The sequence below is a fragment of the Sphingopyxis sp. genome (assembly GCF_035998965.1).
Lineage (GTDB): Bacteria > Pseudomonadota > Alphaproteobacteria > Sphingomonadales > Sphingomonadaceae > Sphingopyxis.
In genome coordinates this window covers 79,240-106,033 of the sequence record NZ_DASYHE010000041.1, presented here as the reverse complement: position 1 = coordinate 106,033, position 26,794 = coordinate 79,240, and the positions used below count along the sequence as shown (strand labels likewise).

Annotated in this window: 22 protein-coding genes; 10 read left to right on the top strand and 12 right to left on the bottom strand. The window is 63.8% G+C overall.

Features of this window, described 5'->3' with window-relative positions:
- Positions 1–187 precede the first annotated feature (187 nt).
- Genes VGN68_RS07205 through VGN68_RS07185 form a run of 5 tightly spaced genes read right to left on the bottom strand, consistent with a single transcriptional unit; the run spans position 188 to position 6,729 of the window.
- Positions 188–1,342, bottom strand: a complete 1,155-nt coding sequence (locus VGN68_RS07205) for an acetyl-CoA C-acyltransferase (RefSeq protein ID WP_327475232.1) — start codon at positions 1,340–1,342, stop codon at positions 188–190.
- A gap of 1 nt (position 1,343) precedes the next feature.
- On the bottom strand, positions 1,344–2,573 hold the full coding sequence (locus VGN68_RS07200; protein ID WP_327475230.1) for an acetyl-CoA acetyltransferase: 1,230 nt from the start codon (positions 2,571–2,573) through the stop codon (positions 1,344–1,346).
- Position 2,574: 1 nt separating this feature from the next.
- Entirely contained in the window at positions 2,575–4,266 is a 1,692-nt protein-coding gene (locus VGN68_RS07195) for a class I adenylate-forming enzyme family protein (RefSeq protein WP_327475228.1), read from the bottom strand.
- Between the two features lies 1 nt (position 4,267).
- Entirely contained in the window at positions 4,268–5,764 is a 1,497-nt protein-coding gene (locus VGN68_RS07190) for a carotenoid oxygenase family protein (RefSeq protein ID WP_327475226.1), read from the bottom strand.
- Positions 5,761–6,729: a nitronate monooxygenase gene (locus VGN68_RS07185; RefSeq protein ID WP_327475224.1), complete on the bottom strand. Its 969-nt coding sequence runs from the start codon at positions 6,727–6,729 to the stop codon at positions 5,761–5,763. The genes VGN68_RS07190 and VGN68_RS07185 overlap by 4 nt, the downstream gene beginning before the upstream one ends.
- A gap of 120 nt (positions 6,730–6,849) precedes the next feature.
- On the opposite strand from VGN68_RS07185, the gene VGN68_RS07180 reads away from it, so the two are divergent.
- The 6 genes from VGN68_RS07180 (at position 6,850) to VGN68_RS07155 (ending at position 14,426) form a co-directional block, all read left to right on the top strand.
- Entirely contained in the window at positions 6,850–9,138 is a 2,289-nt protein-coding gene (locus VGN68_RS07180) for a TonB-dependent receptor (RefSeq protein ID WP_327475222.1), read from the top strand.
- A gap of 105 nt (positions 9,139–9,243) precedes the next feature.
- The gene (locus tag VGN68_RS07175; RefSeq protein WP_327475219.1) at positions 9,244–10,197 is read left to right on the top strand and encodes a winged helix-turn-helix transcriptional regulator; all 954 of its coding nucleotides are present in this window, start codon (positions 9,244–9,246) and stop codon (positions 10,195–10,197) included.
- Between the two features lie 118 nt (positions 10,198–10,315).
- The gene (gene guaB / locus VGN68_RS07170) at positions 10,316–11,773 is read left to right on the top strand and encodes an IMP dehydrogenase (RefSeq protein ID WP_327475217.1); all 1,458 of its coding nucleotides are present in this window, start codon (positions 10,316–10,318) and stop codon (positions 11,771–11,773) included.
- A 121-nt stretch (positions 11,774–11,894) separates the two neighbouring features.
- Positions 11,895–13,085, top strand: a complete 1,191-nt coding sequence (locus VGN68_RS07165; protein WP_327475214.1) for an RsmB/NOP family class I SAM-dependent RNA methyltransferase — start codon at positions 11,895–11,897, stop codon at positions 13,083–13,085.
- Between the two features lie 10 nt (positions 13,086–13,095).
- Positions 13,096–13,644, top strand: coding sequence for a tetratricopeptide repeat protein (locus tag VGN68_RS07160; RefSeq protein ID WP_327475212.1), 549 nt, complete (start codon positions 13,096–13,098; stop codon positions 13,642–13,644).
- Between the two features lie 389 nt (positions 13,645–14,033).
- Positions 14,034–14,426, top strand: coding sequence for a hypothetical protein (locus VGN68_RS07155; protein ID WP_327475210.1), 393 nt, complete (start codon positions 14,034–14,036; stop codon positions 14,424–14,426).
- Between the two features lie 46 nt (positions 14,427–14,472).
- Here the strand turns inward: VGN68_RS07155 and rsmA are convergent, their stop codons facing one another.
- The 4 genes from rsmA to VGN68_RS07135 form a co-directional block, all read right to left on the bottom strand.
- Positions 14,473–15,288 carry a 16S rRNA (adenine(1518)-N(6)/adenine(1519)-N(6))-dimethyltransferase RsmA gene (gene rsmA / locus VGN68_RS07150; RefSeq protein WP_414713025.1) on the bottom strand — a complete coding sequence of 272 codons (816 nt, stop codon included), beginning with the start codon at positions 15,286–15,288 and terminating at the stop codon, positions 14,473–14,475.
- A 20-nt stretch (positions 15,289–15,308) separates the two neighbouring features.
- The gene (pdxA, locus tag VGN68_RS07145; RefSeq protein ID WP_327475206.1) at positions 15,309–16,328 is read right to left on the bottom strand and encodes a 4-hydroxythreonine-4-phosphate dehydrogenase PdxA; all 1,020 of its coding nucleotides are present in this window, start codon (positions 16,326–16,328) and stop codon (positions 15,309–15,311) included.
- A complete protein-coding gene (locus VGN68_RS07140) occupies positions 16,328–17,668 on the bottom strand; it encodes a peptidylprolyl isomerase (protein WP_327475204.1) in 1,341 nt (446 codons plus the stop codon). Before VGN68_RS07140 ends, pdxA begins: the two co-directional genes overlap by 1 nt.
- A 134-nt stretch (positions 17,669–17,802) precedes the next feature.
- Positions 17,803–20,106 (bottom strand): LPS-assembly protein LptD, encoded by a 2,304-nt coding sequence (locus tag VGN68_RS07135; protein ID WP_327475202.1) that lies wholly within the window; start codon positions 20,104–20,106, stop codon positions 17,803–17,805.
- A gap of 131 nt (positions 20,107–20,237) precedes the next feature.
- Here VGN68_RS07135 and VGN68_RS07130 point away from each other — a divergent pair, with 131 nt between their 5' ends.
- From VGN68_RS07130 to ndk, 4 genes are all read left to right on the top strand, one after another.
- Positions 20,238–21,707, top strand: a complete 1,470-nt coding sequence (locus tag VGN68_RS07130; RefSeq protein ID WP_327475200.1) for a leucyl aminopeptidase — start codon at positions 20,238–20,240, stop codon at positions 21,705–21,707.
- Positions 21,708–21,719: 12 nt separating this feature from the next.
- The gene (locus VGN68_RS07125) at positions 21,720–22,169 is read left to right on the top strand and encodes a DNA polymerase III subunit chi (RefSeq protein WP_327475198.1); all 450 of its coding nucleotides are present in this window, start codon (positions 21,720–21,722) and stop codon (positions 22,167–22,169) included.
- 72 nt (positions 22,170–22,241) lie between these two features.
- Positions 22,242–22,769, top strand: coding sequence for a hypothetical protein (locus VGN68_RS07120; protein ID WP_327475196.1), 528 nt, complete (start codon positions 22,242–22,244; stop codon positions 22,767–22,769).
- 99 nt (positions 22,770–22,868) lie between these two features.
- A complete protein-coding gene (ndk, locus tag VGN68_RS07115; RefSeq protein ID WP_137869411.1) occupies positions 22,869–23,291 on the top strand; it encodes a nucleoside-diphosphate kinase in 423 nt (140 codons plus the stop codon).
- Between the two features lie 61 nt (positions 23,292–23,352).
- Here ndk and VGN68_RS07110 read toward each other — a convergent pair whose 3' ends face one another.
- The 3 genes from VGN68_RS07110 to purM form a co-directional block, all read right to left on the bottom strand.
- On the bottom strand, positions 23,353–24,459 hold the full coding sequence (locus VGN68_RS07110) for a hypothetical protein (RefSeq protein ID WP_327475192.1): 1,107 nt from the start codon (positions 24,457–24,459) through the stop codon (positions 23,353–23,355).
- Positions 24,460–24,582: 123 nt separating this feature from the next.
- The gene (gene purN / locus VGN68_RS07105; protein WP_327475190.1) at positions 24,583–25,530 is read right to left on the bottom strand and encodes a phosphoribosylglycinamide formyltransferase; all 948 of its coding nucleotides are present in this window, start codon (positions 25,528–25,530) and stop codon (positions 24,583–24,585) included.
- A gap of 132 nt (positions 25,531–25,662) precedes the next feature.
- Positions 25,663–26,769 carry a phosphoribosylformylglycinamidine cyclo-ligase gene (gene purM, locus VGN68_RS07100; protein WP_327475188.1) on the bottom strand — a complete coding sequence of 369 codons (1,107 nt, stop codon included), beginning with the start codon at positions 26,767–26,769 and terminating at the stop codon, positions 25,663–25,665.
- Positions 26,770–26,794 lie beyond the last annotated feature (25 nt).

The following is a 26,794-nucleotide window of genomic DNA, read 5'->3' as shown; positions in this document are numbered from 1 at the left end:
CCCATAGCGGAATGGCGCGGGGGTGCAATGGGGATTTGTGGGGGCGATCCTCCCTGTCGCGCAGCGATGGGGAGGGGGACCGCTTGCGAAGCAAGTGGTGGAGGGGCGGCGACGGTGGCGCCAAAGCCCTTCCGTCAGCCCTGCGGGCTGCCACCTCCCCATGGCTTCGCCACGGGGAGGATCGATTTCAGGCCACCCGCTCTACGACCATCGCCGCGCCTACTCCCATCGCCCCGGTCAGCACGATCAGCCCATATCGGTCCCCACACGCATCGAGCGCGTCGAGCAGGGTCGAGGTCAGGATCGCGCCGCTGGCGCCCATCGGATGGCCTTTTGCCAGATGGCCGCCGCTCACATTGACGCGCACCGGATCGACATCGCGGTCGCGCAGGAATTTGGCGATGGTAACGGCGAAGGCCTCCATGAACTCGATCCGGTCCATGTCGGCGAGGGTCAGCCCCGCGCGCGTCAATACCTTGTCCATCGCCGCAAACCCGGCGGTGAGTGAGGCTACCGGATCGCCGCCGCTTTCCGCAAAGGCAACAACGCGCGCGCGCGGGGCAGGGCCAAGGCCTTCGGCGCCCACTAGCGCAAGTCCCGCGCCGTCGCAGACCGGCGGGGCGTGTGCGATACTGTGCAGAGGCGGAAAGGTCGCACCTTCGAGCGCGTCTGCGTATTGCTGCTGCAATTCGCCAAATGCAGGCGACGCAGCCGCGAGCGATTCGGCCGTGGTTTGCGGGCGAATGCACTCCTCGCCGGTGAGCGGTCCGGTGGCAATGCGGGACTTTTGGAGCGCGGTGTCGGTGTCGGTCACAGCCGCCTTTTGCTGGGACGCAAGAGCCACTGCGTCGAGATCGGCGCGCGTGATCCCTTCGGCGTTGGCCAGCCGGTCGGCGGCGAGGACCGGCGGTACAAAACGTGCGCGCGGCGGCAGTTCATCATTCTTATAAAAGGCGGCACGGTCGCTCAGAAAGGGTGTGCCGCTCATCGACTCGACGCCGCCCGCAAGGATGCAATTGGCTTCGCCGCTGGCAACCTTGGCGACCGCCTGACCGATCGCCGACAGGCCGGAGGCGCAATAGTTGTTGATGCTGTGCGCCGCCGTCGTGTCGGGCAGTTCCGCATGGAGTTTCGCCAGCATCGCCATATGCCCGCCCTGCGCGCCACTTTGTGTGACGCAGCCGAGCAGCAGCGCATCGGGAACAAAATCGCCGCATCGCGCCGTGAGCGCTGCCGCTTGCTGGCGCACCAATTCCTGCGGGGTCAGTCCGGCAAGCCCCCCGTCGGGCCGGGCCTTGCCGCGCGGCGTGCGCACGGCGTCGTACAGATAAACGTCGGCCAAATCAGGTGCCGACGACGAAGCTGACCGCGGTCGTCGCGCTGCCGCCGACGTTGAAGGTTGCGAAGTTGCGGGCCCCTTCAACTTGATAATCGCCTGCGTTTCCCGTGACTTGGCGCCAGCTGTCGAGCAGCATTCGGACCCCGGTGGCACCTACGGGATGCCCCAGCCCGATCAGCCCGCCCGATGGATTGACCGGCAATTTCCCGCCGAGCGCGATCGTCCCGTCCTCGACCGCGCGCCAGCTTTCGCCGGGTTTGGTGATGCCGAAATGGTCGATCGCCATATATTCGGTGATCGAAAAGCAATCATGCACCTCGACCCCGTCGCACGCATAGATGTCGGGCATCTCGGCGCGGCGCAGCGCATCCATCATCGCCTTGCGCACGCTGGGGAAGACATAGGGTTCGCCGCGGCTGCCCGCGACCTTGGTTGAATAGAGCAGGGGTGCAGTCGAATGGCCCCAGCCCTTGATCCGCGGGATGCTGTCGATCGGGAGGCCGCGGCGCTTGGCATAAGCCTCGGCCACCTCGCGCGACGCGAGGAAGATGGCCGCGGCGCCGTCGGTGACCTGTCCGCAATCGGATTTGCGCAGCGAGCCTTCGATCAGTGGGTTGACCTCGTCATTCTCGCCGAGATGATCGTCGGTAACCGCCCAGCCGCGCGTCTGCGAATTGGGGTTCTTCTTGGCGTTGGCGAAGTTGTTCGCCGAAATCCCGCGCAGATGCGCGCGGTCGAGGCCGAAGCGCTCGTCATATTCCTCGGCAACGCGCGCGAACATGTATGGCCACAGGTAACGCGCCTCCTGCGCTTCGCGGCCCGCCCAGGCGGCGGCGCCGAGATATTCGGCGGCGCGCTGGCCGGGGACGTTGCGCATCAGTTCGATCCCGAGCACCAGCGCGAGGCCATAGCGTTCGGCCTCGATCTCGGCAGCCGCCGCGAGGATCGCGATGCTGCCCGACGCGCAGGCAGCCTCGTGCCGCGAGGCGGGGACGCCCGCGAGGTCGGGATGGACATGGCCGAAAAAGCCACCAAGCTGGCCTTGCCCCGCGAACAATTCGCCGACGAAATTGCCGACATGCGCGGTTTCGACCTCTTTGGGTTCAATGCCCGTCGCGGTAAAAGCCGCTTCGGCAACGTCGCGGAACAGCTCGAACATCCCGCCGCCCTCGCGTTCGAGGTTGCGCGAAAAATCGGTCTGCGCGCCGCCGAGGATGAACACGTCCTTTGCCATGTCAGGCTTCCTTTTCGAGAGTGGCGAGCGCGATGTCGCGCACTTCGCTGCGCATCACCTTGTTGGTGACGTTGCGCGGCAAGGCGTCGAAGCGGAACAGGCGTTCGGGTAGCTTGAACACCGCGAGATCCTTCTCGCGCAAATAGTCGGTCACGTCGGACAGGCTGACATCGTCGGCGCCGCGCGGGACATAGGCGAGCCCGATCCGTTCGCCCATCGTCGGGTCGGGAAGCGAGAACACGCACGCTTCGGCAAGCAGGGGATGTCCGCCGAGCAGCTGGTCAATTTCCTCGGGTGAGATATTCACCCCGCCGCGGATGATCAGATCCTTGCACCGCCCGACGAAGCGATAGAAATCGCCATTCTCCGCAATCTCGAAAAGGTCGCCGGTGCGAAACCAGCCGTCGTCGGTGAAGGCTTCTGCGGTGCGGTCGGGGGCGTAATGATAGCCTTCGAACAGCGACGGGCCGCGGATTTGCAACTCGCCAGATACGCCGTCCACCTCGATCGGGTCACCGCTGCCCGGCGACACGAGGCGGCTTTCGATATTCGCGGCGCGGCCCTCGCCATAGGGCGCCGGATATTGGCCGCGGCGCGGGAACAGGCTGGCGCGCTTGTCGGGGTCGGGCATGTCGCCCTCGCCGGTGATGAAACTCATCCCCTCGTTCGACCCGAAGACATTGACGATGATGATACCGAGCTTTTCCTGAAAACCCCGCACCATCGCGGGCGCGAGCGGCGCCGAACCCGAGGCGATGACGCGCAGGCTCGATAGGTCGACCGAGGCGAGCAAAGCCTCATTCTGGAGCAGCATGTTGAGCACCGCGGGTGGCGCGATCGTCAGGCTCGGTCGCTCGGTTGCGATCTGCTTGAGGTAGATGGCGGGATCGAACGGATGGTGCAGCACCATCGTCCCGGCGCTGGTCAGCCAGCACATCGTGATGCCGCCGATGCTCGCCATGTTGATGAGCGGGAAGGGGTTGAGCAGCACATCGCCCGGCCCGACCTTCATCGCCTCATAACCCGCGGCGGCAACCGCGATCCAGTGATTGTGGCTGCGCGGCACGCCTTTGGGCACGCCGGTCGTGCCCGAGGTCCAGCAGATGGTGAAAATGTCGTCGGCATCGACCGGATTCGCGGCAACATGGGCCGCGAGGGCGTCGGCGTTTCCTGCTGCAATCGAGAGGTCGAGCGCATCAGCGGGAGCATCGGGGCCAAAGGTCATCAGCCGAATGCCGTCCAGCAATGGCGCCGCGACGCCGACATGGTCGCATCCCTTGACCTGCGTGGCGCAGACAAACGCTTTCGGTCGAACGACGCCAAACATGCCTTTCAACTCGTGGCTGCGATATTGTACCGCCGCCGGGCTGACGATCGCGCCGATCTTGGCCGCGGCGAAATAAAGAGCGACAAATTCGCTGATGTTGGGAAGCTGGACGAGCAGCACATCGTCCTTACCAATCCCGGCGGTGACAAGCGCGCCCGCGAGCCGGTGGATCTCCGCCGCCAGCTCGGCGTAGGTCAGCCGCTGCGGCTCACCGAAAGCGAAGTCGGCGCGGTTGGGAGCATCGACCAGCGCGAGCCGCTCGGGGTGCGCCGCCGCATTGGCCGCCAACAGGTCGGCGAAGGTCTGATCGCCCCACCAGCCGCTTTCCCGATAGCGCCGCCGCTTTTCCTCTCCCGCGACAATCATGTCAGGCGGCCAATATGCTGTTGTCGCCCATGCCGATATCGTCGCCGCTGGCCCAAACGCTGTGCGTTCCCGAACAGATGCGTTCGGGCAGGATGATCCGGCACACCGGCCCCGCCGCGATATTCTTCGCGTCGATCAGCACGCATTCGGATTTGTCGGTTTCGAGGTCGGCGATGAAGGAGACGAGATAGCCGTCGTCCTCGTCCTTCGCATTGATCCGCGGCGCAAAGGGCGCCTCGCTGCCGAAACGGCCGGGGCCGAACTCATATTCTTCGCTCGTCCGCGCATTGAGGTCGTGCTTGACCAGTCCGCGGAACAGGAACCAGCCCGGCTCGGGGATAGCGCTATACGCGTAGCGATAGGGCTTGCCCGCATAGCGGTGGTTGAACATGCCGAATTCCAGGTCGCGGTCGTCGAGCCGTTCTTCCTTGGTCTCACCGGTCTTAAGGTTGAAACGCCAGCGGTGGAGGCGCGGCTTGAGCAGCCCTTGGTCAAGATAGGCCATCATCCGCTCCAAGCCTTCAGGGGCATTCGGATAGGATTTGGGCATCGGCTCTTCCTGATAATAGCCGTCGAGGATGATCTCGTCGCCTTCCTCCCACGCGTTCAGCCAGTGGAGTGTGTAGGTCGGCTCGGCTTCGAACCAGCGAATGTCCTCGGGTTGGCCGTGGCGCGGAATGATCGCAAAGCGCGTTTTCTGGTCCGGGTGAAACTGCACGACATGCAGCCGCTTTTCGAGCAATTCCTCGTTCCAATAGAGCGGCATGTCGTTGAGGATCGTGTAGTTTTTGGTGAACGCCATATCGTGCGGCAGCCGCGGCCCGGGCAGCGGCACGGGGATGTAATGCTTCAGCTTGTTGTCCGGCCCGACGACGCCATAATGCATATAGGGCGCGTGCTTCGAATAGTTGAAGAACATCAGCTCGCCGGTCGCGAGGTCGACCTTGCAATGCGCCGAAATGCCGTCGAGCGGCACCCAGCTTTCGGTGCCGAACTGCTCGAGCGTGAACGGGTCGAGCCGATAGGCTTCTCCGCACTGATAGAAGGTCGAGATGATCTTGCCCGCGTGGATCGCGACATCGGTCGAGCTGCTGTCCTTCAGCCATTCCTGCGCGCCCCAGCCGTGGCGCGTCGATTTGTGCGGCGGCTCCATCAGCCCCGCCCACAGCGAGCGCCCTGCTTCCTTCTCGGCCGCAAACCCCTTGGTGCGCACGAAACGGCTACGATAGCTCGCACGGCCGTCTTTGAACGAGATCGCATGGATGAATCCGTCGCCGTCGAACGGGTGATAGCGGCCGATCGGTTCGTGAATCTGGTTCTCGCCGGTGCGGACATAAACGCCGTCGATGTCGGTCGGGATATTGCCGATCACCTCGGCATCGCCATTGGCGAAGATCGCGTTCCACTCGTTGTACGTCGGTCGCCAAGCGCCCTGCATATAGGGATGGTCGTTCGGCTGGATCGTCGTCTCGATTGTCTCGACAAGCTGGGCGGTCATGCGAGGGCTCCTTCGGCGGGGGTAAAGCGCGGCCTTGCGGCAGCGGCATCATATTCGGAAACAAGGCGGTCGACGATAGCGGCGACCGGCTCGACGCCGCGCACAGCGCCGACGCCTTGCCCGGCGGACCAGACATTCTTCCAAGCCTTCGCGTCATCCTGCGCGTCGGAGAAGTTGGGACGCTTATCCTCGGGCATGTTGGCGGGGTCGTATCCGGCGGCGATCAGGCTGGGTTTCAGCCAATTGGCGGTGACCCCGGTAATGCCCTTCGACGGCACAATATCCTCGGCGTTCGCAGCGACGACCATGTCCTTGTATCCCGGCACCGCCATGCTTTCGACGCAGGCGATCAGCGACGTGCCGAGATAAGCGAGGTCGGCACCCAAAATCTCTGCCGCGCGCACCGCATGCCCCGTCGAGATCGCGCCGCCGAGCACGAGCGGCCCGTCCCAGAACTGCCGCACCTCTTCGACGAAGGCGAAGCCCGCGGTCGCGCCGGTATGACCGCCCGCGCCCGCGGCGACGAGCACCAGCCCGTCCACCCCCGCCGCCGCAGCCTTGCGCGCGAAAGCGACCGAATTGACGTCGGCGAACACTAGCCCGCCGTAGCTATGGATTTCCTCGACCACGCGCGCCGGGCTGCCGAGCGCGGTGATCACCAGCGGCACCTTGTGGCGCACGACGCAGGCAAGGTCGTCGGGCAGGCGGCTGTTCGACGGATGAACGACCAGATTGATCGCCCATGCCGCGGCTTCGGAATCGTTCGACAACGCCGCGTCGATGCGGCTCACCCAATCCTCCAGATCGGCCGACGTCCGCGCGTTGGGGGCAGGAAAGCTGCCGATCATTCCGGCGCGCGATGCCGCGATCACCATCTCCGGCCCAGAGACAAGGAACATCGGTGCGGCGATCGCGGGCAGGCGCAGATTGCGCGTCAGCGCTGGCGGCAGGCCGTGTACCGGCAAGGTGTTTCCTCTCTCAAATTATCTGACTTGCATAACGATACTTAAAGCCGTTATGAGTCGCAAGGCAAGAAAAACATCGCGGGCGGTGGTCGCCAAGACGATGATGCGAGGGAGGATCCTATGAAGAGGAATTTTGTTGCGCTATTCGCTGCGACGGCGCTCGCGAGCCCCGGTATCGCTTTCGCGCAGGACGCGGCCCCCGCTGACGATCAGGGTGGGCTCGAAGAGATCATCGTGACCGCGCAAAAACGCGCCGAAGGTCTGTCGGACGTGCCGATTTCGATCTCGGCGATCAGCGGCAAGCAGGTGGAAAATTACGGCCAGACCAACCTCGAACAGATTTCCTCGTCGGTCCCCAACCTGAAAATTACCCAGACCGCGATCGCCAACCGCATCGCGATTCGCGGCATCGCGTCGGGCGACAATAAGGGGTTCGAACAGTCGGTCGCGATGTTCGTCGACGGCGTCTATTACGGCCGCGACCAGCTGTCGCGCCTGCCGCTGGTCGATATGGAGCGGGTCGAGGTGCTGCGCGGGCCGCAGCCGACCCTGTTCGGCAAAAATGCGATCGCGGGCGCGGTCAACATCACGACGCGCAGCCCCACCGACGAATTCGAAGGGTCGATGAGCGGCCTCTATGAATTCAACCACAAGGAACTGCAGCTGACCGGCGTGCTGTCCGGTCCCTTGAGCGAAGGCGTCGAGGCGCGCGTCGTTGGCTATTATCGCAAGATGGACGGCTATTTCTACAACGCGAAGCTCGACCGCGACGAGCCGAACGTCGACGAGAAATATTTCCGTGGCAAGCTCGAGTTCGATCGCGGCGGACCCTTCGCGGCCGAGCTCAAGCTCGAATATGCCGACTTCGAAATGAAGGGCCAGCCGCGCGACGTGTTCGGAGCAGTCGGCAATTACAACACGGTGTTCCAAGGACCGTTCTTCGTCAGCACCAACCCCGATTATGTCCGCGAAGACAATGGCTATCAAAGCCGCAACAAGGTTTTCGGGGCGACGCTCAACGCCGATCTGGAAATCGGCGAGCATACGCTGACCTCGGTCAGCTCGCTGCTCGATTACAAGACGCGCGAGATCGTCGACGTCGATTTTTCAGGGATCAGCTTCCTCGACGGCACCAATTTGCAGGAAGATTATCGGCAGCTTTCGCAGGAACTGCGGCTGGCATCGCCCGGCGGCGAGGCGTTCAACTATATCGCGGGCGTTTATTATCAGAACGCCAAGCTCGACGTCGATGATCAGGTGCTGTTCAACTCGACCTTCCTCGCGCTGGGGCCGCCGTTCAATGCGATCGGCGACACCCGCAACGATCGTGTCTATTCGCAGAAATCGGACCTGATTTCGGTGTTCGCGCAGGGTGAGTTGGCGCTGAGCGACCGCTTCCGCATCACCGCGGGCGCACGCTTCAACCATGAGAAGAAGAGCGGCAGCCGAGATCTCGCGATTGTGCGCGGTCCGCTCAACACCTTCAATCCGCTGGTCGTCGCCGCAACCTTCCGCGCGCTGAACATCGAGGCGCACAGCATTTCGGGCAAGCTCAGCGAAGACAGCTTCAACCCGATGGTCAACGTCCAGTTCGATGCGACCGACGACCTGATGCTCTATGCCTCTTTCGCGCGCGGCACCAAGGCGGGCGGTTTTGACATTCGCTCCAACTCGCTCCCCGGATCGACCACGGTCGCGCGGCCCGGCGCCTTCGAGTTCGAGGATGAGAGCGCCGACAATTTCGAGGCAGGGCTCAAGTACAAGGGCCGCAATGTCGCCTTCAACCTGTCGCTCTATCGCACGACTTACAAGGATCTGCAGGTCAACATCTTCGACGGCACGCTGAACTTCAACGTCGCCAACGCCGCGGGCGCCCGCACGCAGGGGGTCGAGGCCGACTTCCGCGCCGCCATTGCCGACGGGCTGACGATCAGCGGAGCGGTAGCCTATCTCGACTTCAAATTCACCAACTTCACCTCGGGCCAATGCTATTATCTGCAAGCGCCGGGGCCGGGCGGATTTTGCGACTATACCGGGCTGCGCAACGCGCTGTCGCCGAAATGGTCGGGTAACCTCAACCTCGATTATACGACCCCGATCAGCAGCGACATGAAAGTGGCGTTCAACATCAACGCCGACTTCTCCTCCTCCTATATCGCGTCGGCGAACCTCGACCCGCGCACCTTTCAGGATGGCTATGTCAAGCTGGGCGCCCGTTTGGCGCTGGGCCAGATCGACAACCGCTGGGAAGTGGCGCTGATCGGGCGCAACCTGACCAATCAGCGCATTTTGCAAACCGCCAGTTCGATGCCGCTGGCGACGACAATTACGCGCAATGCCGGCAATGCGTATAACGGGATCGTCGATCGGCCGCGGACGATTGCGGTGCAATTGACCGGGCGCTTTTAGCGACCTCTCCCCAGGGAAGAGGGGGCGCGGGCACCGCTCCCTCTCCCGACCCTGCCTTGTCGATGTCGGGTCGCTGGGGTAGGGGCTGGCGGAGCAAGGATTGGCTTGAGCTTGAAACACGACCGCACCATCAGGGCCTGTTCGATCTGGCGCGCGCTCGACGTCGTCGGCGACGTCCCGGTGCTGCTGTTGATGGAACAGGCCTTGCTCGGCATTCACAGCTTCGACGAATTTGTTGCGCGCACCGGCCTCGCGCGCTCGGTGGTCAATGGGCGCCTCAAGAAACTGGTCGAGGAAGATTGCCTGGCCAAGGTGCCTCGCAAGGCCGGCCGCGGCTTTCATTATGTGCTCACCCAAAAGGGGCGCGACCAGTTTCCCAACGGGCTGATGATGCTGCGCTGGCAGCATAAGTGGGAGGCGGACAGCCGCGATTTTCAGGTTCGGTTGCACCATGCGACCTGCGGCCATGCCACCGAACCGGTGCCGACGTGCGGCCACTGCCACGCCGAGATCGATCCGCGCGACGTCGATTGGCGCGAGGGGCCGGGGCTGGCGCAGGTCGTGCCGCATTACGAGCGCCGCCGCTTCAACGGCGATGTTGGCGCGCGTCGCCCGGGCGGACGGCCGCTGGTCGACACGATGATTGAGCTGTTCGGCGACCGCTGGGCGACGCTGGTCGTGCGCGCCATGTTCACGCGCATCAACCGCTTTGACGATATCCAGCGCGATACGTTGATGGCAACCAACATCCTGACCGGGCGACTGGAACGCCTGATCCGGCAGGGGATCATTCGCGCCGTCCCCTATTCCGACCGCGGCGACCGTTTCGAGTATCGCCTGACCGCCAAGGGCCGCGACCTCTATCCGGTGCTGCTCGCGCTGCTGCAATGGGGCGACCGCTGGTTTTCGGACGACCGCGGGCCGCCGGTGCTGCTCACCCATCGCCCATGCGGTCATGACCTTAACATGGTCGTCGCGTGCAGCCATTGCGGTGACGAGCTGCAGCTCGACAACAGCCGCTTTACCGTCGAGCCGACGGAAACAGCCGCCGCGAAATAATCATGCGCCGCCCACTGGCGCGCGTCGGGCCGACTGGTTACATGGGCCGCCACCAAACGAATCGCGCGTGCCGCCCCAAACTGCGGGTCAGGCGCCGCCCGCACCAGAAAGTGGCCCGATGGAAATCACGACCGGTCTGACCTTTGACGATGTGCTGTTGGTGCCTGGCCCGTCGGATATTTTGCCGTCGGATGCGGTCCTTTCAACCCAGCTGACCAGCGAGATCGGCCTCAATATCCCGATCCTGTCCTCGGCGATGGACACCGTGACCGAGGCCGATATGGCAATTCTGATGGCGCAGATCGGCGGCATCGGCGTACTGCACCGCAATCTGTCGATCGAGGAACAGGTCGCGGCGGTGCGGCAGGTCAAGCGGTTCGAAAGCGGCATGATCGTCAATCCGATCACCATCACTCCCGATGCGCCGCTGTCCTACGCCACCGCGCTGATGGACCAGCACAAGATTTCGGGCATTCCCGTAGTCGAACCGGGCGGCAAGCTGGTCGGCATCCTGACCAATCGCGACGTGCGCTTTGCCGACAATCCGGGGCAGCCGGTGCGCGAGCTGATGACCGCCGACAATCTGGCCACCGTACGCCCCGGAGTCGGGCAGGACGAAGCCCGCAAATTGCTGCACCAGCGCCGGATCGAAAAGCTGCTCGTCGTCGATGACGATTATCGCTGCATTGGCCTGATCACCGTCAAGGATATGGAAAAGGCGGTCAATTTCCCCGACGCGACCAAGGACAGTGGCGGCCGCCTGCGCGTTGCTGCGGCGACCAACACCGGCGATTCCGGGGTCGAACGCGCCGAGGCGCTGCTCGACGCCGAATGCGACCTGATCGTCGTGGATACCGCGCACGGCCATAGCAAGGGCGTTGGTGAGACCGTCGCCCGGATCAAGAAATTGTCGAACCGCGTGCAGGTCCTTGCGGGCAATGTCGCGACCGGTGATGCGACCAAGGCATTGATCGACGCCGGCGCCGACGGTGTGAAGGTTGGCATTGGCCCCGGATCGATCTGTACGACGCGCATCGTTGCCGGTGTCGGTGTACCGCAGCTCACCGCGATCCTCGACAGCGTCGAAGCCGCCTCGAAACTGGGCGTGCCAGTGATCGCCGACGGCGGCCTGCGCACATCGGGCGATATTGCCAAAGCGCTGGCGGCGGGCGCGTCGAGCGTCATGGTCGGCTCGATGCTCGCCGGCACGGCTGAGGCGCCGGGCGAAACCTTCCTCTATCAGGGTCGCACCTATAAGAGCTATCGCGGCATGGGCAGCGTCGGCGCGATGGCGCGCGGGTCGGCCGATCGCTATTTCCAGCAGGACATCAAGGACCAGATGAAACTGGTTCCCGAAGGCATCGAGGGGCAGGTGCCGTTTAAGGGTCCGGCCAAGGATGTCATCCACCAGATGGTCGGCGGCGTGAAGGCCGCGATGGGTTATACCGGCAGCCGCACCCTGACCGATTTTCGCGACCGCGCCAAATTTGTGCGGATCACCAATGCGGGCCTGCGCGAAAGCCATGTCCACGACGTGGCGATCACGCGTGAGGCACCGAATTATCCGGCGGGATAATCCGCCCCGTTGTCATTGCGGTCCCGGGCTTGACCCGGGGGAAGCAATGCAGAGCGATGTACGCTACTCTGGATTGCCGCGTCGCTTCGCTCCTCGCAATGACGATCAAAGGTAAAAGATCATGACCCCCGCCGCTCGCGTTCAGACCGCCATCGAAATCCTCGACGTCATCGCCGCCTCGGCGCGCGACGGTGGCGCCCCCGCCGATGCGATCTTTGCCGAAGCGATGCGCGCCCGTCGTTATGCCGGATCGAAGGACCGCCGTGCGATCCGCGGTCTCGTTTATGATGCGATCCGCGCTGTGCGATCGGTGCCCGCGTCGGGCCGCGCCGCCATGCTCGCGCTCGCCGATACCGACCCGGAACTCGCGGCGCTGTTCGACGGCGCCTCCTATGGCCCCACCGCGATCGGCGTTGACGAAGCGCGGGCCGAAACCGGGCTCGCGACACCCGCGCTGATCAAGCTGTTCGACCCGCTGGTCACCAAGCCGGAGCACGCCGCGATGCTCGCTCGCGCCCCGCTCGACCTGCGCGCCAACCGGCTGCGCTCGAGCCGCGACGAGCTGGCGATGATTTTCCGCGACGGCGAAGCGATCAACGGCCTCACCGACGGCTGGCGCCTCCCGGGCGAAACCGCCGCGGTTCAGAACTCGGCCTATGCCGAGGGCCAGTTCGAGGTTCAGGACGCGGCGAGCCAATATGCCGCCGCCGCGCTCGGCGCCGAAGCCGGGCAGATGGTTGTCGATCTGTGCGCGGGCGCGGGCGGCAAGACGCTCGCCATCGCTTCGGCAACCAACGACGAAGCCGCGATCCTCGCCTGCGACACCAACCGCGCCCGACTGCAACAACTGGCGCCGCGCGCGCATCGCGCCGGGGCAACCGCTATCGAAACGCTGCTGCTCAACCCCGGGCAGGAACGCACGATGCTTGCCGACCGGATGGGCAAGGCCGACCGTGTCATCGTCGACGCGCCCTGTTCGGGCAGCGGCACCTGGCGGCGCAGCCCTGAACTGCGCTGGCGCTCCACCCCGGCGCGGCTCGACCGCCATGTCGCCGATCAGGCCAAGCTGATGGACATCGGCGCGGCACTGGTGGCGCCGGGCGGCAAACTCCTCTATGCTGTCTGCTCGATCATCGCACGCGAGGGGCGCGCACAGGTGGATGGTTTTCTGACTCGTCATCGCGGCTGGACCGCCGACACCGGCTATCTGCACGACGGTGTCGGGCGTGCCGCGGGCCACGGTTTCCTGCTCACCCCAAAGCACGACGGATGCGACGGATTTTTTCTCGCACGACTGACGGCGCCATGTTAGCATCCTCGCAATGAAGCGATGGGAGAATGCGATGCGCGTCAGTTTTCTGGCTCTGTCTGCCGGTCTGATTTTGGCCAGCCTGCCCACGGCATCCGATGCCCAGCGCGCCGACAACGACATTTTCCCGCGTTCGATCGCGCTCCAGCAGCAAGGCCAGATGGCCCAGGAAGCCGGCGATCTGGACCAAGCGGTGGATTTCTATGAATCGGCTCTGGCGGCCGACCCGCGCAACCGCTCGGCGATTATCGCACTGGCGCAGGTCGCCCGCGCGCAGGGGCTGCCGGGCAAGGCGATCGGCCTGTACCGCGAGGCCCTGGTGCTCGAACCGAACGACATCGTCGCACTGACCGGGCAGGGCGAAGCGCTGGCCGACAAGGGCGCACTGGAACTGGCGCGCGAAAAGCTGGCCGAAGCGCAGCGCGTCTGCGCCGACAAATGCCCACAAGTTGCGGCGCTCGAAAAGACGATCTCGTCAAGCGCATCGAAGCGCGTTGTGGCGGCTGAGGCGTTGGTACCGAAGCCGGTGGTCGCGACGGTTGGTTCCGCGAGCAAGAATTAGGCTGCGGCCAAAGGCTGCTTTGGGGCCGTTAGCGGACGCCCGACATTGCGCTATGCGTGAGGATCCAAAGTTCAGGAAAGGTCAGCCCTGTGCGCGCTGCAATTTGCACCCTCGCTGGGCTGGATGCCGCTGCATGCGAGCCGAAAAACGCTGACCGCCGACAAGTGGCCGCTTGTCGCCAAATGAAGTAAGCGAATCGACGCTGGCACAGCCGGATAATGTAGGAAAGACCTATTTGTCGGCGATGTCGGTATTGGGTTGGAGAGCGGACGCCACCCCTTTTTGCCGACCCCTCGTTTATTCTTTGCCTGCCTGTCTTCGCGGGGGCGTCCAGTTTCGAACGCGAGTTATCTGTTGCATACTAGTGGGTGTAAAAGATTGGAGTTCAATTGGAGCGACGCGACCTTGGCGATATCGTGGGAGAAAGGCTGAGCGATCTTTTGTCACTACTGCGGTTGGACATCGATGATCCCAACCGCGCGCGCGATGTGGTGTTCGATGAAGTCCTGAATGATTACGAAGGTGACGACATAATAGAAGTGATCTGCCGGGAAGCCGAGTTTTGCCTATTTTCTGACATTCTTGAAAAGGACAATTTTCATCTGGAAGATGTCAAAGTGATGAGCGCGTTTTATGATCAGCTGGTGAAAACTGCGGAGAAATACGCGAGCGTCGGTGATTGGTCTTTGAGTCCTGGTGATTGGCCTTTGACCGAAAGGAGAAGAGCGAAAGGTTTTTTCCTTCAGCTTACCGAACATCGTCCAAAGCCGGAGACCAAGTAAGAACGCGGTTTTGGCGGCAATGTCCGTGACCGGTCGTTTGCTGCCGCTAGTTTCCCAACGCCCGCGCCAGCGCCACCCATTCGGGAACGCTGACCGTCTCGGCCCTACGCGTTGGGTCGATGCCTAGCGCCTCCGCCGCGGCGACCGCGCCCTCCAAGCCCTTCAAGCTCTGGCGCAGCATCTTGCGCCGCTGGCCGAACCCCTTCTCGGTCAGTTTCGACAGCAGTTTCGGATTGACGCCGTCGGGCTGCTCGGCCGGCACGACATGGACAATTGCCGACATCACCTTGGGCGGCGGGGTGAAGGCCGAGCGGTGGACTTTCATCGCGATTTTCGCGGTTGCGCGCCACTGTGCCAGCACCGCGAGCCGCCCATAGGCGTTGCTGCCGACCGGCGCGACGATGCGTTCGGCAACCTCCTGCTGGAACATGAGCGTCAGCGACAGCCAGCGCGGCGGCCATGCTGCGGGCTCCAGCCAGCGCGTGAAAAGGGCGGTGCCCACATTATAGGGCAGGTTGGCGACGATATGATAGGGCGCGCCGCCGGTCAGCGCATCGACGTCGACCGCCATCGCGTCGTCGGCAATCACCGTCAGCTGGCCCGGAAACGCGCCGCTCAATTCTGCCAGCAACGGCAGGCAGCGATCGTCGCGCTCGACCGCGATCACCTTTGCCCCGGCGCGGAGCAGCGCGCGGGTCAGCCCGCCGGGACCGGGGCCGACCTCGAACACCGTCGCGCCGTCGAGATCGCCCGGGATCGCGGCGATGCGATCGAGCAGTTGTTCGTCGAACAGGAAATTCTGGCCCAGCGCCTTGCTCGCCTGCAATCCATGCGTGCGCACGGTTTCGCGTAGCGGCGGCAGGTGGGGCGCGGGGCGGGCGCTCACTTGGCTGGCGCGCAGTTGCGCTCGCGCGCGATCGCCAGCTGGGCGGCCATGGCGATCGCAGCGATGGTCGGGCCGGGGTCTGCAACGCCGCGACCCGCGATGTTGAACGCCGTGCCATGGTCGGGTGAGGTGCGGATGATCGGCAGGCCGAGGGTCAGATTGACCCCGTCATGGAAATGCAGCGCCTTGAACGGCGTCAGCGCCTGATCGTGATAGGCGCAGAGCAAGGCGTCATAGCGGGCGCGAACGGCCGGCGCGAACAGGCTGTCGGCGGCGAGCGGACCATCGACGATGATACCGTCCTCGGCGAGCTGGGCGACCGCGGGGGCCATGATCCGCTCCTCTTCGCTGCCAAGCTGGCCGCTTTCACCGGCATGGGGATTGAGGCCCGCGAGCGCGATGCGCGGGTTTTCGATACCGAAATCGCGTTTCAACCCGCGCGCCACGATGCGTGCCTTGGCGACTATCAGCTCGACCGTCAGCCGATCGGACACTTCCATCAGCGGAATATGGACGGTCAGCGGAACGACGCGGAGCGACGGCCCCGCCAGCATCATCACGGCATTGGTCGCTGTCACGCCGCAGCGTTCGGCGATGAATTCAGTCTGGCCGGGATGGGTATAACCGATGCCGTGGAGCGCAAATTTCGACACCGATCCGGTGACCAGCGCCGAACTCGCCTGATTGCGCGTCAGCCCGATCCCGGTTTCGAGGGCATGGAGCGCGCAGGTGGCGCCCGCGGCGGTGGGTGTGCCGGGGATCAGCGGCCCGCTGTCCTCCAGATGCCAGACGGGCAAGGCGTCGTCGAAGGCCCGCTGGACCTCGTCCATGTCGCCGACCCGAGCGATCGGCCCGTCCCAAACCGCGGCGATCGTCGCGGCGTCGCCGATTGCGACAAAGGGGGGCAAGTTGTTTTCACGCCGCGCCGCCCACGCGTGTGCGGTGACTTCGGGTCCGACACCGGCCGGGTCACCCAGGGTGACGGCGATCGGTTGTCGAAGATTGGCAAAAGACATTAGCTATATTCGATCACGGCATCCCGGCGCAGGTCACGCAGATAACGTTGAGCCCGCTTGTTGACCTTTTCTTCGAGCAGGCGCGCCTCGATCTGTTCAAGGTTCGGCGCCGTTGCCGTCTGCGGCATGTCGCGGCCGCACAGGACCAGAACGCTGATACCCTCGTTCACCGCGCCAAAGGGCTGGGTGGTTTGACCGATCTGCAAATTGATCAGCGTATTCTGCAAGGGAGCAGGCAGGGCCCGCATTTCGACATTGTCCCGCGATACCACATTGGCGCCAAGCCGCGCCGCGACCGCATCGGCCGCGCCGCAACCAGCAATGTTGCGCGTCGCTTCGGAGAACTGACCGGCCATTTCCGATGCCCGGGCCTGCGTCGTTCCGGCCGGGAAATCGAGCGATATTTGCTTGAGGCTGAGGATCGCATCGCGCGGATCGGCGGTCAGCACCTGGCGCCGGTCGATCATCAGCATGATCGATACGCCGCCCGGAACCTGAATGGGGCCGACCAACTGGCCGGGCTGCATCTGGACCGCCGCTTCGGCCATCGATGTCGGCAGCTGGCCGGGTTTTACCCAGCCCAGATCGCCCCCAACCACCGCGGTCGATGCTTCTGAAAACTGACGCGCATAAGCGGCAAAGCTGCCGCCCGCCTGGAGCGCCTGAATGATTTTCTGGGCGTTTTCGGTGACCGCTGCGACATTTTCGGGCGGCGCCGACAGATAGATTTCACCCAGATGAAATTCGTCCTGCCCCTTGGAATCATTCATCCGCTGAACCACCGATTCCACTTCGTCGGTGGACACGTTCGTCGTCGATTGAATGTTGCGCGACAGCAGCCGATCCCAGGCGAATTCGCCGCGGATCTGCTGCTTCACCGCCGCCGCGGACGATCCTTTCGAAACCAGATAGGCCGAAAATTGTTCGGGCGTCTGCTTGAAGCGGAGCGCGAGGCGGGCGAACTGATCGTTCACGACATTTTCGTCGATCGTGATGTCGGCGGCCTTGGCCTCTTGAATCTGCAACTTTTCGTCGATCAGATTGCTGAAGACCTGCTGGCGTAACCGCTGCAATTCTTCCGGTGGCAGCTCGACATTGTTGTTTGCGATCCGGATCAGCGACATGCGCTGCTCGATATCCGTCGCGGTGATGATCTCGCCGTTTACCGTCGCAGAGGGGCGATAGACGTTGCGCTTTGCATCGCCGAAAATCTGAACATTGCCCGGAATGTTAAGGCTGGTCGTCGGCACTTCGTCGTCGCCGACGGTCTGTGCCAGCACCGGCGTCATCCCGGCAGCGGCCACGGCGATCAGGCCGATCATGGTCGAAAATTTGGTCATCTTTACCCTATTCGAGAAAGTCCGCACGCTCCGTATCAGCGGATACGCCCGATGGTCCAGCGCAATCCGCCATCCGGGCTTGTTTGAAGCGTGCTTCTACGCCGCTGACGCTGAACCTAGTCTGAGCGATTCGTTCAGAACCCCAGATTACGGAAGGCGACACGGAAGGAGAAACTGTTACCACGCCGCGCATCACCGGTGTCGGCATAGTCGCGGCGCCACGTCAGCGCAATCGACAGGCAATCATCGTCATAGGCCAAGCCGAGACGATGGCGAATCGGTTCGAATCCGTCGGCGGTGCTGAGCGGATCGTCGCTCCGTTCGGTCAGGTCGACAATGGCCGAGCCAAAGACCGACCAGTATTGCGCCACCTTGATCCGCCCGCCGACGCGCGCTTCTTCGCGGTCCTGCAGCTCCTCTCCGAGCAACAGGATGTCACGGTTAAGCCGCGAATAGCCCAGCACGGCATAGGTTGAACGGCTACCAATCGTCGCGTCGAATTCGTTGCGACGGATCGCGAAGTTGTCCTTGTCGAGCCGGTAGCGGTGGGTCAGGCGCAGGAAATCGCGATAGGCAATCGTCGTTCGCCCGACGATGTCCGACGTGCGGCTGGTCAATCCAGTGCCGTCGGGGAACAGCGCGGGCTTGTCCGACAGGCGATAGCTTTGGCCGACGCTGCTGCTGATATTGAAACCGGGGCGGCTGTAGTTCCATTCGACGCCATAGGTGATGCGCGCGCCATCCTCGAACCGATCGTACCCGTTGAAGCGGTTGATCGCGAACAGATTGCTGTCTTCCAGATCAAACGCGCGCGAATCCTCGTTCGGGATGTCGAGGTTCTTGAGCGGCGGCGTGGCGACCAGCTGGACGCGGGGGGTCAAAGTCTGAGTGCCACCGGCAAATTCGCCAACGAACGGCCAGCGCATATCGGCGGCGACCGCAGCAATGCCGCGTGCCTGCCAACCCGACTTGCCGCGATACCCCGGGATTGCGGTGAGCAGATTCTCGTCGCTGTGATAGACGTCGCCGCGCACCAGCGCGGTCAGCGTAACCTCTTGCCCCAGCCGGGTCAGCCCGTGCAAATCCCAACGTGCGCCGGCAAAGGCGCGCTGCGTATCCTGACCCGCGGTGCGACCGATCGCCAGCGTGTTGAGCTGCAACTCGACCTGGCCGCCAAGTACCGGATCGGCGAAGCGCTGGCGATAATCGATGATCGGCAGCGCGATCGGCTGCTGCCCCTGTTCGTCGTTGCGGCGCAGCGTCTGCGTCGCCCAGCCGGCGATCGACAGGTAGCTGTTGCCGCCGATCCGCTCCAGCTCGAAGGTCGAGCGCAGCCGGTCGTCGCGGCTGATGTCATAGCGGCGCATGAACGTCCGGTCGGTCGCGATGCGGCCCGAATAGCTAAAGCTCCAGCGCGGATCGAACTGGAACTTGCCGGCGCTTTCCAGATAGCCGCGGAAGCGTTTGCGGCTGTCGGGGTCTTCGCCGGTCAATGGTACCAGCGAACCATAGGTCGCATAGCCATTGATGCGGAACGAACCGATGTCGGTGAGCGCGCGGAACTCGCCCTCCAGCATCGGCGCTGCGCCGGTGTAGAGATGCGGGGTGATCGTGATATCGCGGTCAGGCGCGAGGCGCAGATAATAGGGCACCGCGATTTCAAAGCCGTTGCTGCGGTCGAGCCGGATTTCGGGCACCAAAATGCCGCTGCCCGCTTCGCTGTTCGCCGGGTGACTAAGCCCGGGCAGCGGGATCAGCGGCAGGCCGAAAATCTCGACCCGCGCGCCTTTGTAGCGGATCTTGTTCTTCGCCCGGTCATAGGTGACGCGAACGGCGCGGATCTGCCAGCTCGGGTTTTTGGGACAGCCGTCGGCATCCTCGACCGGGCAGGCGGTGTAGGCGGCGTTCTCCAGCTCGATATTGCCATTCTCGAATCGCGTTCCCTTGATCGCGGCGAGCCGCGAGCCATTGTCGAGGACGACGAGCAGGTTTTCGACCACCCCGTCGCGCAAACTGTCGGTCAGTTCGATGCGGTCGCCATAGGCGGTGTCGCCTTCGGGATTTTTGATCGCGACATTGCCTTCCGCGAAAACCTGGCCGGTCTTGCGGTTCCACGTCACCTTGTCGGCGCGCATCGAAATTGCTTCGCGGTTCATCGCGACATTGCCCTCGGCCACGACAACTTCGGTTTCGCTGTCGTAATTGAGGTTGTCGGCGGCAAAGCCCACCTGATCCTCGGCGGCGACCGCGGGCGCGTCGGTCGTGACCGGTGCAATATCAGGCGTTTGCAGGTCGGGCTCGCCCGAGACGTCCTGGGCTGGCGGTGATTCGGCGGCCTGCTGCGCCGCGACGGGGCTGGCGAGCAGGGCGATGCTGCTCGCGGTGACCAGCCACAGCGGCTGCGCACGGCGCGTCTGTCGGAACAAAGCCCAGCTCATTTAATCACTTTGTCCCACTTATCGATCGCGTCCGCCCGGGTTGGACCGGCTGCTTTGTTTTTGCAACTCGCAAGCGAAACCCCTATCGGTCCCGCACGCTGCAATCAATCATCGCATGAGAGAGTTACCGAATGGACATTCACTTTGTCGCGCAAATCGATGCGTCTGCCGACGTCGTCGCGTTTCCGGTCCGCAAAGGCGAACTGAACGCCTTTGTCCAGGCGCTGGGCGAACCGCATGGCGAGCTGCTCAGCGGCGCTGCCGCGCAGGCGCGCTTTGAGGGCGCGGCGGGCGGGATTGCCGAAACCGCGGCGGTCGATGGCGGCCGTGTCCTCCGTTTGCTGCTGGTCGGGATCGGCGAAGGCACAGTGCATGACCTTGAACGCGCGGGCGGCGCGCTGACCGGACGGCTGCAAACCAGCGGCGCGTCTGCGGTCCATGTCGATTTCGCGAGCGCGGGCGCGGTCGAGGAAGAGGATGTGCTGGCGTTCGCAATGGGGGCAAAGCTGCGCAACTGGCGCATCGACACCTATCGCACCCGGCTCGCCGATAACGCCAAGCCCACCCTCAAGACGCTGACCATTGCGTCGCCGCACCGCGACCTGTCGATGCGCTGGGCCGTAAATGAAGCCATCGCCGACGGCGTCGCACTGACCCAGACTCTCGTCGCCGAGCCGCCGAACATCCTCTATCCCGAAAGCTTCGTCGAACGCTGCCAGCATCTGGCTGACCTTGGCGTCGAGCTCGAAGTGCTCGACGAACGGCAGATGAAGGCGCTCGGCATGGGCGCGCTGCTCGGCGTCGCGCAGGGCTCGACGCGACCGCCGCGGCTGCTCGCGATGCGCTGGAACGGCGGCAAAGACGGCGACAAGCCGGTGGTGTTCATCGGCAAGGGTGTGACATTCGACACCGGCGGCATCAGCCTGAAGCCCGGCCCCGGCATGGACATGATGAAATGGGACATGGGCGGCGCGGGTGCCGTCGCGGGCGCGATGAAGGCGATCGCCGGGCGCAAGGCGAAGGCGAACGTCGTCGGCGTCGTCGGCCTCGTCGAAAATATGCCCGACGGCAATGCGATGCGCCCCGGCGACATCGTCACCACCATGTCGGGCCAGACGGTCGAGGTGCTCAACACCGATGCCGAGGGGCGGCTGGTGCTGTGCGACGCGATCACCTGGGCGCAGAAGATGTATTCGCCCAAGGTCATCGTCGACCTTGCGACCCTGACCGGCGCGATGGTGATCTCGCTCGGCCATGAATATGCGGGCATTTTCGCCAATGACGAAAGCCTAGCGACCCAGCTGATCGCGGCGGGCGAGACCAGCAACAACAAGCTGTGGCGCTTCCCGCTCTCGGCCGCCTACGACAAGCTGATCGACAGCCCGATCGCCGACATGAAGAATATCGGCCCGCGTGAAGGCGGCTCGATCACCGCGGCGCAGTTCCTGAAACGCTATGTCGACGAGGGCGTCGCCTGGGCGCATCTCGACATCGCGGGTGTGGCATGGGCCGACAAGGACGGCGCAGTCTATGCCAAGGGCGCGACCGGCTATGGCGTCCGCCTGCTCGATCGCTACATCGCCGAAAATCACGAAGGTTAAGGGCAGGGGAGCATGGCGCGCGTCGACTTTTACCGGCTGACCCGCGACCCCGTCGAACGGGTGCTCCCCGCCATCGCGACGCGTATCCTGAGCGCGGGCGACCGCCTGCTGATCGTCGCCGCCCCGGCCATGCAGCGGCAGGCGATCGACGAAGCGCTGTGGACGCTCACCCCTGCGAGCTTTTTGCCGCACGGCGCCGCGGGTTCGCCCGATGAGGAGATCGAGCCGATCCTGATCTCGGGAACGCTCGACGCTGCGCCACCCAATCGCGCCCGACTGGTCGCGCTCGCCGATGGCGAATGGCGCGACGAAGCTTTGGGGTTCGAGCGCACCTTCCTGCTCTTCGACAACAGTCGTATTGACGACGCCCGCGCAACCTGGCGCAAGCTGAGCGCCGCCGAAGACGTCGAAACCCATTTCTGGAAACAGAACGATCGCGGCCGCTGGTCGGAGGGGCCGTGAGTGTGACTGACGTCACCGCACAAGGCTTACCGCGGTGGCATGGACGATGATGACCAGCAACAGGAGCCCATCATGACCAGAATTTCCTTCATCGCCTTGGCGGCCAGCGCGCTGCTGCTGTCCGCCTGCGGTTCCAAATCGGAATCCGAAGTCGCCAGCGGCACCTACACCGACCCCGAAACCGGCAAGACCGCCGACTATAAAGTCACCGCCAGCGACGATGGCGAGATGAGCAATGTTACAATCAAAACGGACGATGGCGAGATGCAGTTCGGCGGCGGCGCCGCAAATGCCAAACTCCCCGCGGGCTTCACTGCCTATCCCGGCTCGAAGCTGACCGGCGGTTTCGCCGCCAGCGGCACCGACGGCACCGGCGGCATGGCCAGCTTCGAAGTGAACGCGAAGGCCGCCGACGTGATCGCCCATTTCCGCAAACAGGCGGAGGCCGCGGGCATGAAGGTGACGAGCGAAATCAAGTCCGGCGATACCGCGATCATTGGCGCCGAAAAACCCGGCGATACCAAAACGGGCGTTCAGATCACCGCGACGCAACAAGACGCGCAGGTTATTGGGACGATCACATACGGCAGCGGCAGCTGACCGGCCGCAGCGCTAGCCCACGCTCCCGCCTTGCAGTGCAGCAAAAGCGCGGCTAGAGGCGCGCGCATCGCAAACCATAACAAAGCAGGAGCTTCCCCCATGGCGGTCACTCGCACCTTTTCGATTATCAAGCCCGACGCCACGCGCCGCAACCTGACCGGCGCCGTCACCAAGATGCTGGAAGACGCCGGTCTGCGCGTCGTCGCCTCGAAGCGCATCCACATGAGCCGCGAACAGGCCGAAGGCTTTTACGCGGTCCACAAGGAACGCCCCTTCTTCGGCGAACTCGTCGATTTCATGATCAGCGGCCCGGTCGTCGTCCAGGTGCTGGAAGGCGAAGACGCCATGCAGCGCAATCGCGACATCATGGGTGCCACCAACCCCAAGGACGCAGCGCCGGGCACGATCCGCAAGGAACTGGCCGAAAGCATCGAGGCGAACACCGTGCACGGCAGCGACAGCGACGAAAATGCGGCGATCGAGATCGCCTATTTCTTCAAGCCCGAAGAAATCGTCGGCTAAGCATCCGGCACCTCACGTCAAGCGAAAGGCCCGCGGACTGCTTCGCGGGCCTTTTTCGTACCTAGCGTCCGATCTGGTTCAGCGTCGCCCGCCGACAATTGTCGCCGCTGATCGCGAAATCGACCAGCCGGAGGCCTGGCTTCGACCCGCCCGGCGCCATGAACAGCGTCAGCGCGCAATATTCAAAATCACCAACCTCATATTCGACGTTGCCGGTTTTCAGCTGCTGAACGATAAGCTGGCGCGTATCATAGCTCGATTCATAATCGAACGCCTTGGTTGTGCCGACCTGGCGCACGGCAGCCGGGCGGCCCCAGAATTTGATGACTTCGGCCTCCGTCCAGCCCGCCATGCTGCCGAAGATCGCCTGCTGCAACCGCGTCTTGCCCCTGAAATTCGGACGAATGCGCGCCATGAAATCGCGTTCGCCGGTCTGGTCCGCCAAGGCCAACTCGCCCATCGCAATATAGCCGTCGAGCTGGCCTCTCAGAATAACGAGCATCTCGTCGACCCTCTGCTTCACCGCGCGTATTTCTTCCTCCGATTGCTGCCGGAGCGGCGGTGGGGTGGCATCCGTCCAGAAGGTCGACCAGGTCAGCTCTTCGAGCGGTGACGACAAGGCGAAATTGCCGATGGGCAACAGCCCGAGATCGACCATCGGATCATAGGATTTGTCGCGGGCGGCCTTTTCCGTCGCGGCAACGATTGCCTGGCGGTCGCAGGCAATGGTGTTCACGCGGCTCAGCCATCCGTCCGGTGGCACGTCGAACCAGCCGGTTCCCTGGCGAGAATACTCCTTTCGATGGTCGCGGAAAATCGAATCGACTGTCACGATCTGCATCCGGTGCCGCGCGCAATCGGCGGCGACGCGATAATTGCTGTACCGCGGTTTCAAGGCCGATTCGAATACTTGCATCACCTCGACAAAGGCCACTTCGGTATTCTCGAACGGCGCCGGCGGCAGATCGTCCTGCTGTGGCGGCTTCCCTGGAACGGGAACACCGGTCAGCGATACATCAGTGCGCAACGCGACATCGCTATAGTCGGCAAAATAGATCGACCGATCGCCCTTCGTTTCGACGCTGTCGATCATCGCCCATTCACCAGCCTGTGCTGGGGCGCTCTGCAGCGCCGCGAGCATCATGATGGGGGCAAACGCGATGCGCATGGACGGGGAGGCTTTCACCGTTGAGAGAAGGCTGACCCTAGATCGTCATGAGGCGTGCTCAATCACCGATAAGCACTGGTACGCCGACTATGGCTACCGACGGACCGGCCCGGGATATTGGTGCTAGAAGTCGTCAGCCGCGCCCATCAGCCCCGCCAACTTCTTTGGCGCCACCGCCAGCCAGCTCTTGCGCAGCCATTCGCCGATCGCATCCCAGTCGGTATCGCCCAAGTCGAGCCGGATACCGACCCAGCCATCGCCGAAATAGGCGGGGCGGTAATAGCGGTCTTCGTCCATCTCGATCAGCGCCGCCTGTTCGTCGGCGCCGCTGATCTTGACCAGCAGCGCGATCTTTCCGTCGCCGTGGTGATCCTGGGTGAAATAGGCGAATTTCTTTCCCTTCACGATGCCGAAGCAGGGCATGCCGTGCGAGGTGACCTCGTCGGCTTCGGGCAGCGCCATCGCGAGATCGCGGACACGGCCCAGCAGATAGTCGGGGCTGCGTTCGCGCGTGACGAACGCCGCGAGTGTTGCGGGATACAGCTGATGCTCGGCAATCCGCACCCGCGCGCTCAGCGTTTCGACGGTATCGCCGGGCAGGATGGCAACGGGCGTTTGCGCCAGCACCGGGCCGTCATCGACCCCGGGGGTGACGATATGGACGCTGCACCCGCCAAACCGGTCGCCCGCGTCGATTGCCCGCTGATGGGTGTCGAGTCCCTTGTACAGCGGCAGCAGGCTGGGGTGGATGTTGAGCATCTTGCCCTGCCATTTTGCGACGAAATCGTCGCTCAGGATCCGCATATAGCCCGCGAGCGCGACGAAATCGGCTTTGGCCGCACGGAGTTCGGCATCGACCAGCGCGTCGAACGCGTCGCGGTCCATCCCCTTGTGCGTGCGCGCCCACGTCGCGACGCCCTCGGCTTCGGCGATGGCGAGACCCGGCGCGTCGGGATTGTTGCTGGCGACGAGCACCAGTTCATAGGGACAATCGGCGGCTTTCGCGGCGTAGAGCAGCGCCGCCATATTGGTCCCAGCGCCGGAGATCAGGACCGCGACCTTGGCTTTCACTTGTTCCTCCCCGGAACGGGGAGGGGGACCGCCCGAAGGGTGGTGGAGGGGTCGGGACGGTGCATCATGACGAGAGGTTTCGACCCCTCCGTCAGCCCTGCGGGCTGCCACCTCCCCGTTCCGGGGAGGATTTCACGCCCCATGCGTCGCGCTCCACGCGCCCATCGCGCTCCACGTCTCTGCGCTGCCGGTCACGGTGCAGCCCTTGGCGCCCGCCGCGATATGGCCGATCCGATACACCGTCTCACCCGCCGCTTCGAGCGCCTCCGTCACATCGGCAACATCGCCCTCGGCCACAACAACCGCCATCCCGATCCCGCAATTGAACGTGCGCGCCATTTCCTCGGGCTCGATATTGCCCTGCGCCTGCAAAAACGCCATCAGCCGCGGCTGCTCCCACGCATCGGCATCGACAAAAGCGTGCAGCGTTTTCGGCAAGATGCGCGGGATATTTTCGAGCAGCCCGCCGCCGGTGATATGCGCCAGCGCGTGGATCTTGCCGGTCTTCACCAGCGGGAGCAGGCTTTTTACATAGATGCGCGTCGGCGCCATCAGCGCGTCGATCAGCAGGATAGTCTGGTCGAACAGCGCCGGGCGATCGAGTTTCCACCCCTTGTCCGCCGCCAGCCGCCGCACGAGCGAGAAGCCGTTCGAATGCACGCCCGACGAAGCGAGGCCGAGAATGACGTCGCCCGCCGCGACCTTGTCGGCGGTCAGTACCTGATCGCGCTCCACAGCGCCGACACAGAAACCCGCAAGGTCATAATCGCCTTCCGAATACATCCCCGGCATTTCGGCGGTTTCGCCGCCGATCAGCGCGCAACCGGCCTGTTTGCAACCCTCGGCAATGCTCGCGACCACTTGCGTGGCGACGTCGTTATCGAGCTTCGCTGTCGCGTAATAATCGAGGAAAAACAGCGGCTCGGCGCCCTGCACGATCAGGTCGTTGACGCACATCGCGACTAGGTCGATCCCGACCCCGTCATGACGACCCGATTCGATCGCCAATTTAAGCTTTGTACCAACGCCATCGTTCGCGGCGACGAGCAGAGGATCCTTGAATCCCGCCGCCTTCAGGTCGAAAAAACCGCCGAAACCGCCGAGGTCGGCGTCGGCGCCGGGGCGGCGCGTCGCACGGGCGAGCGGGGCGATGGCACGGACCAGCGCATTGCCGGTCTCGATCGATACGCCGGCCTGCGCATAAGTGTAGGAGCCGGGTTGGTTGTGCTTGGAATCCATGGCCAGCGCGACTAACGACTCTGGC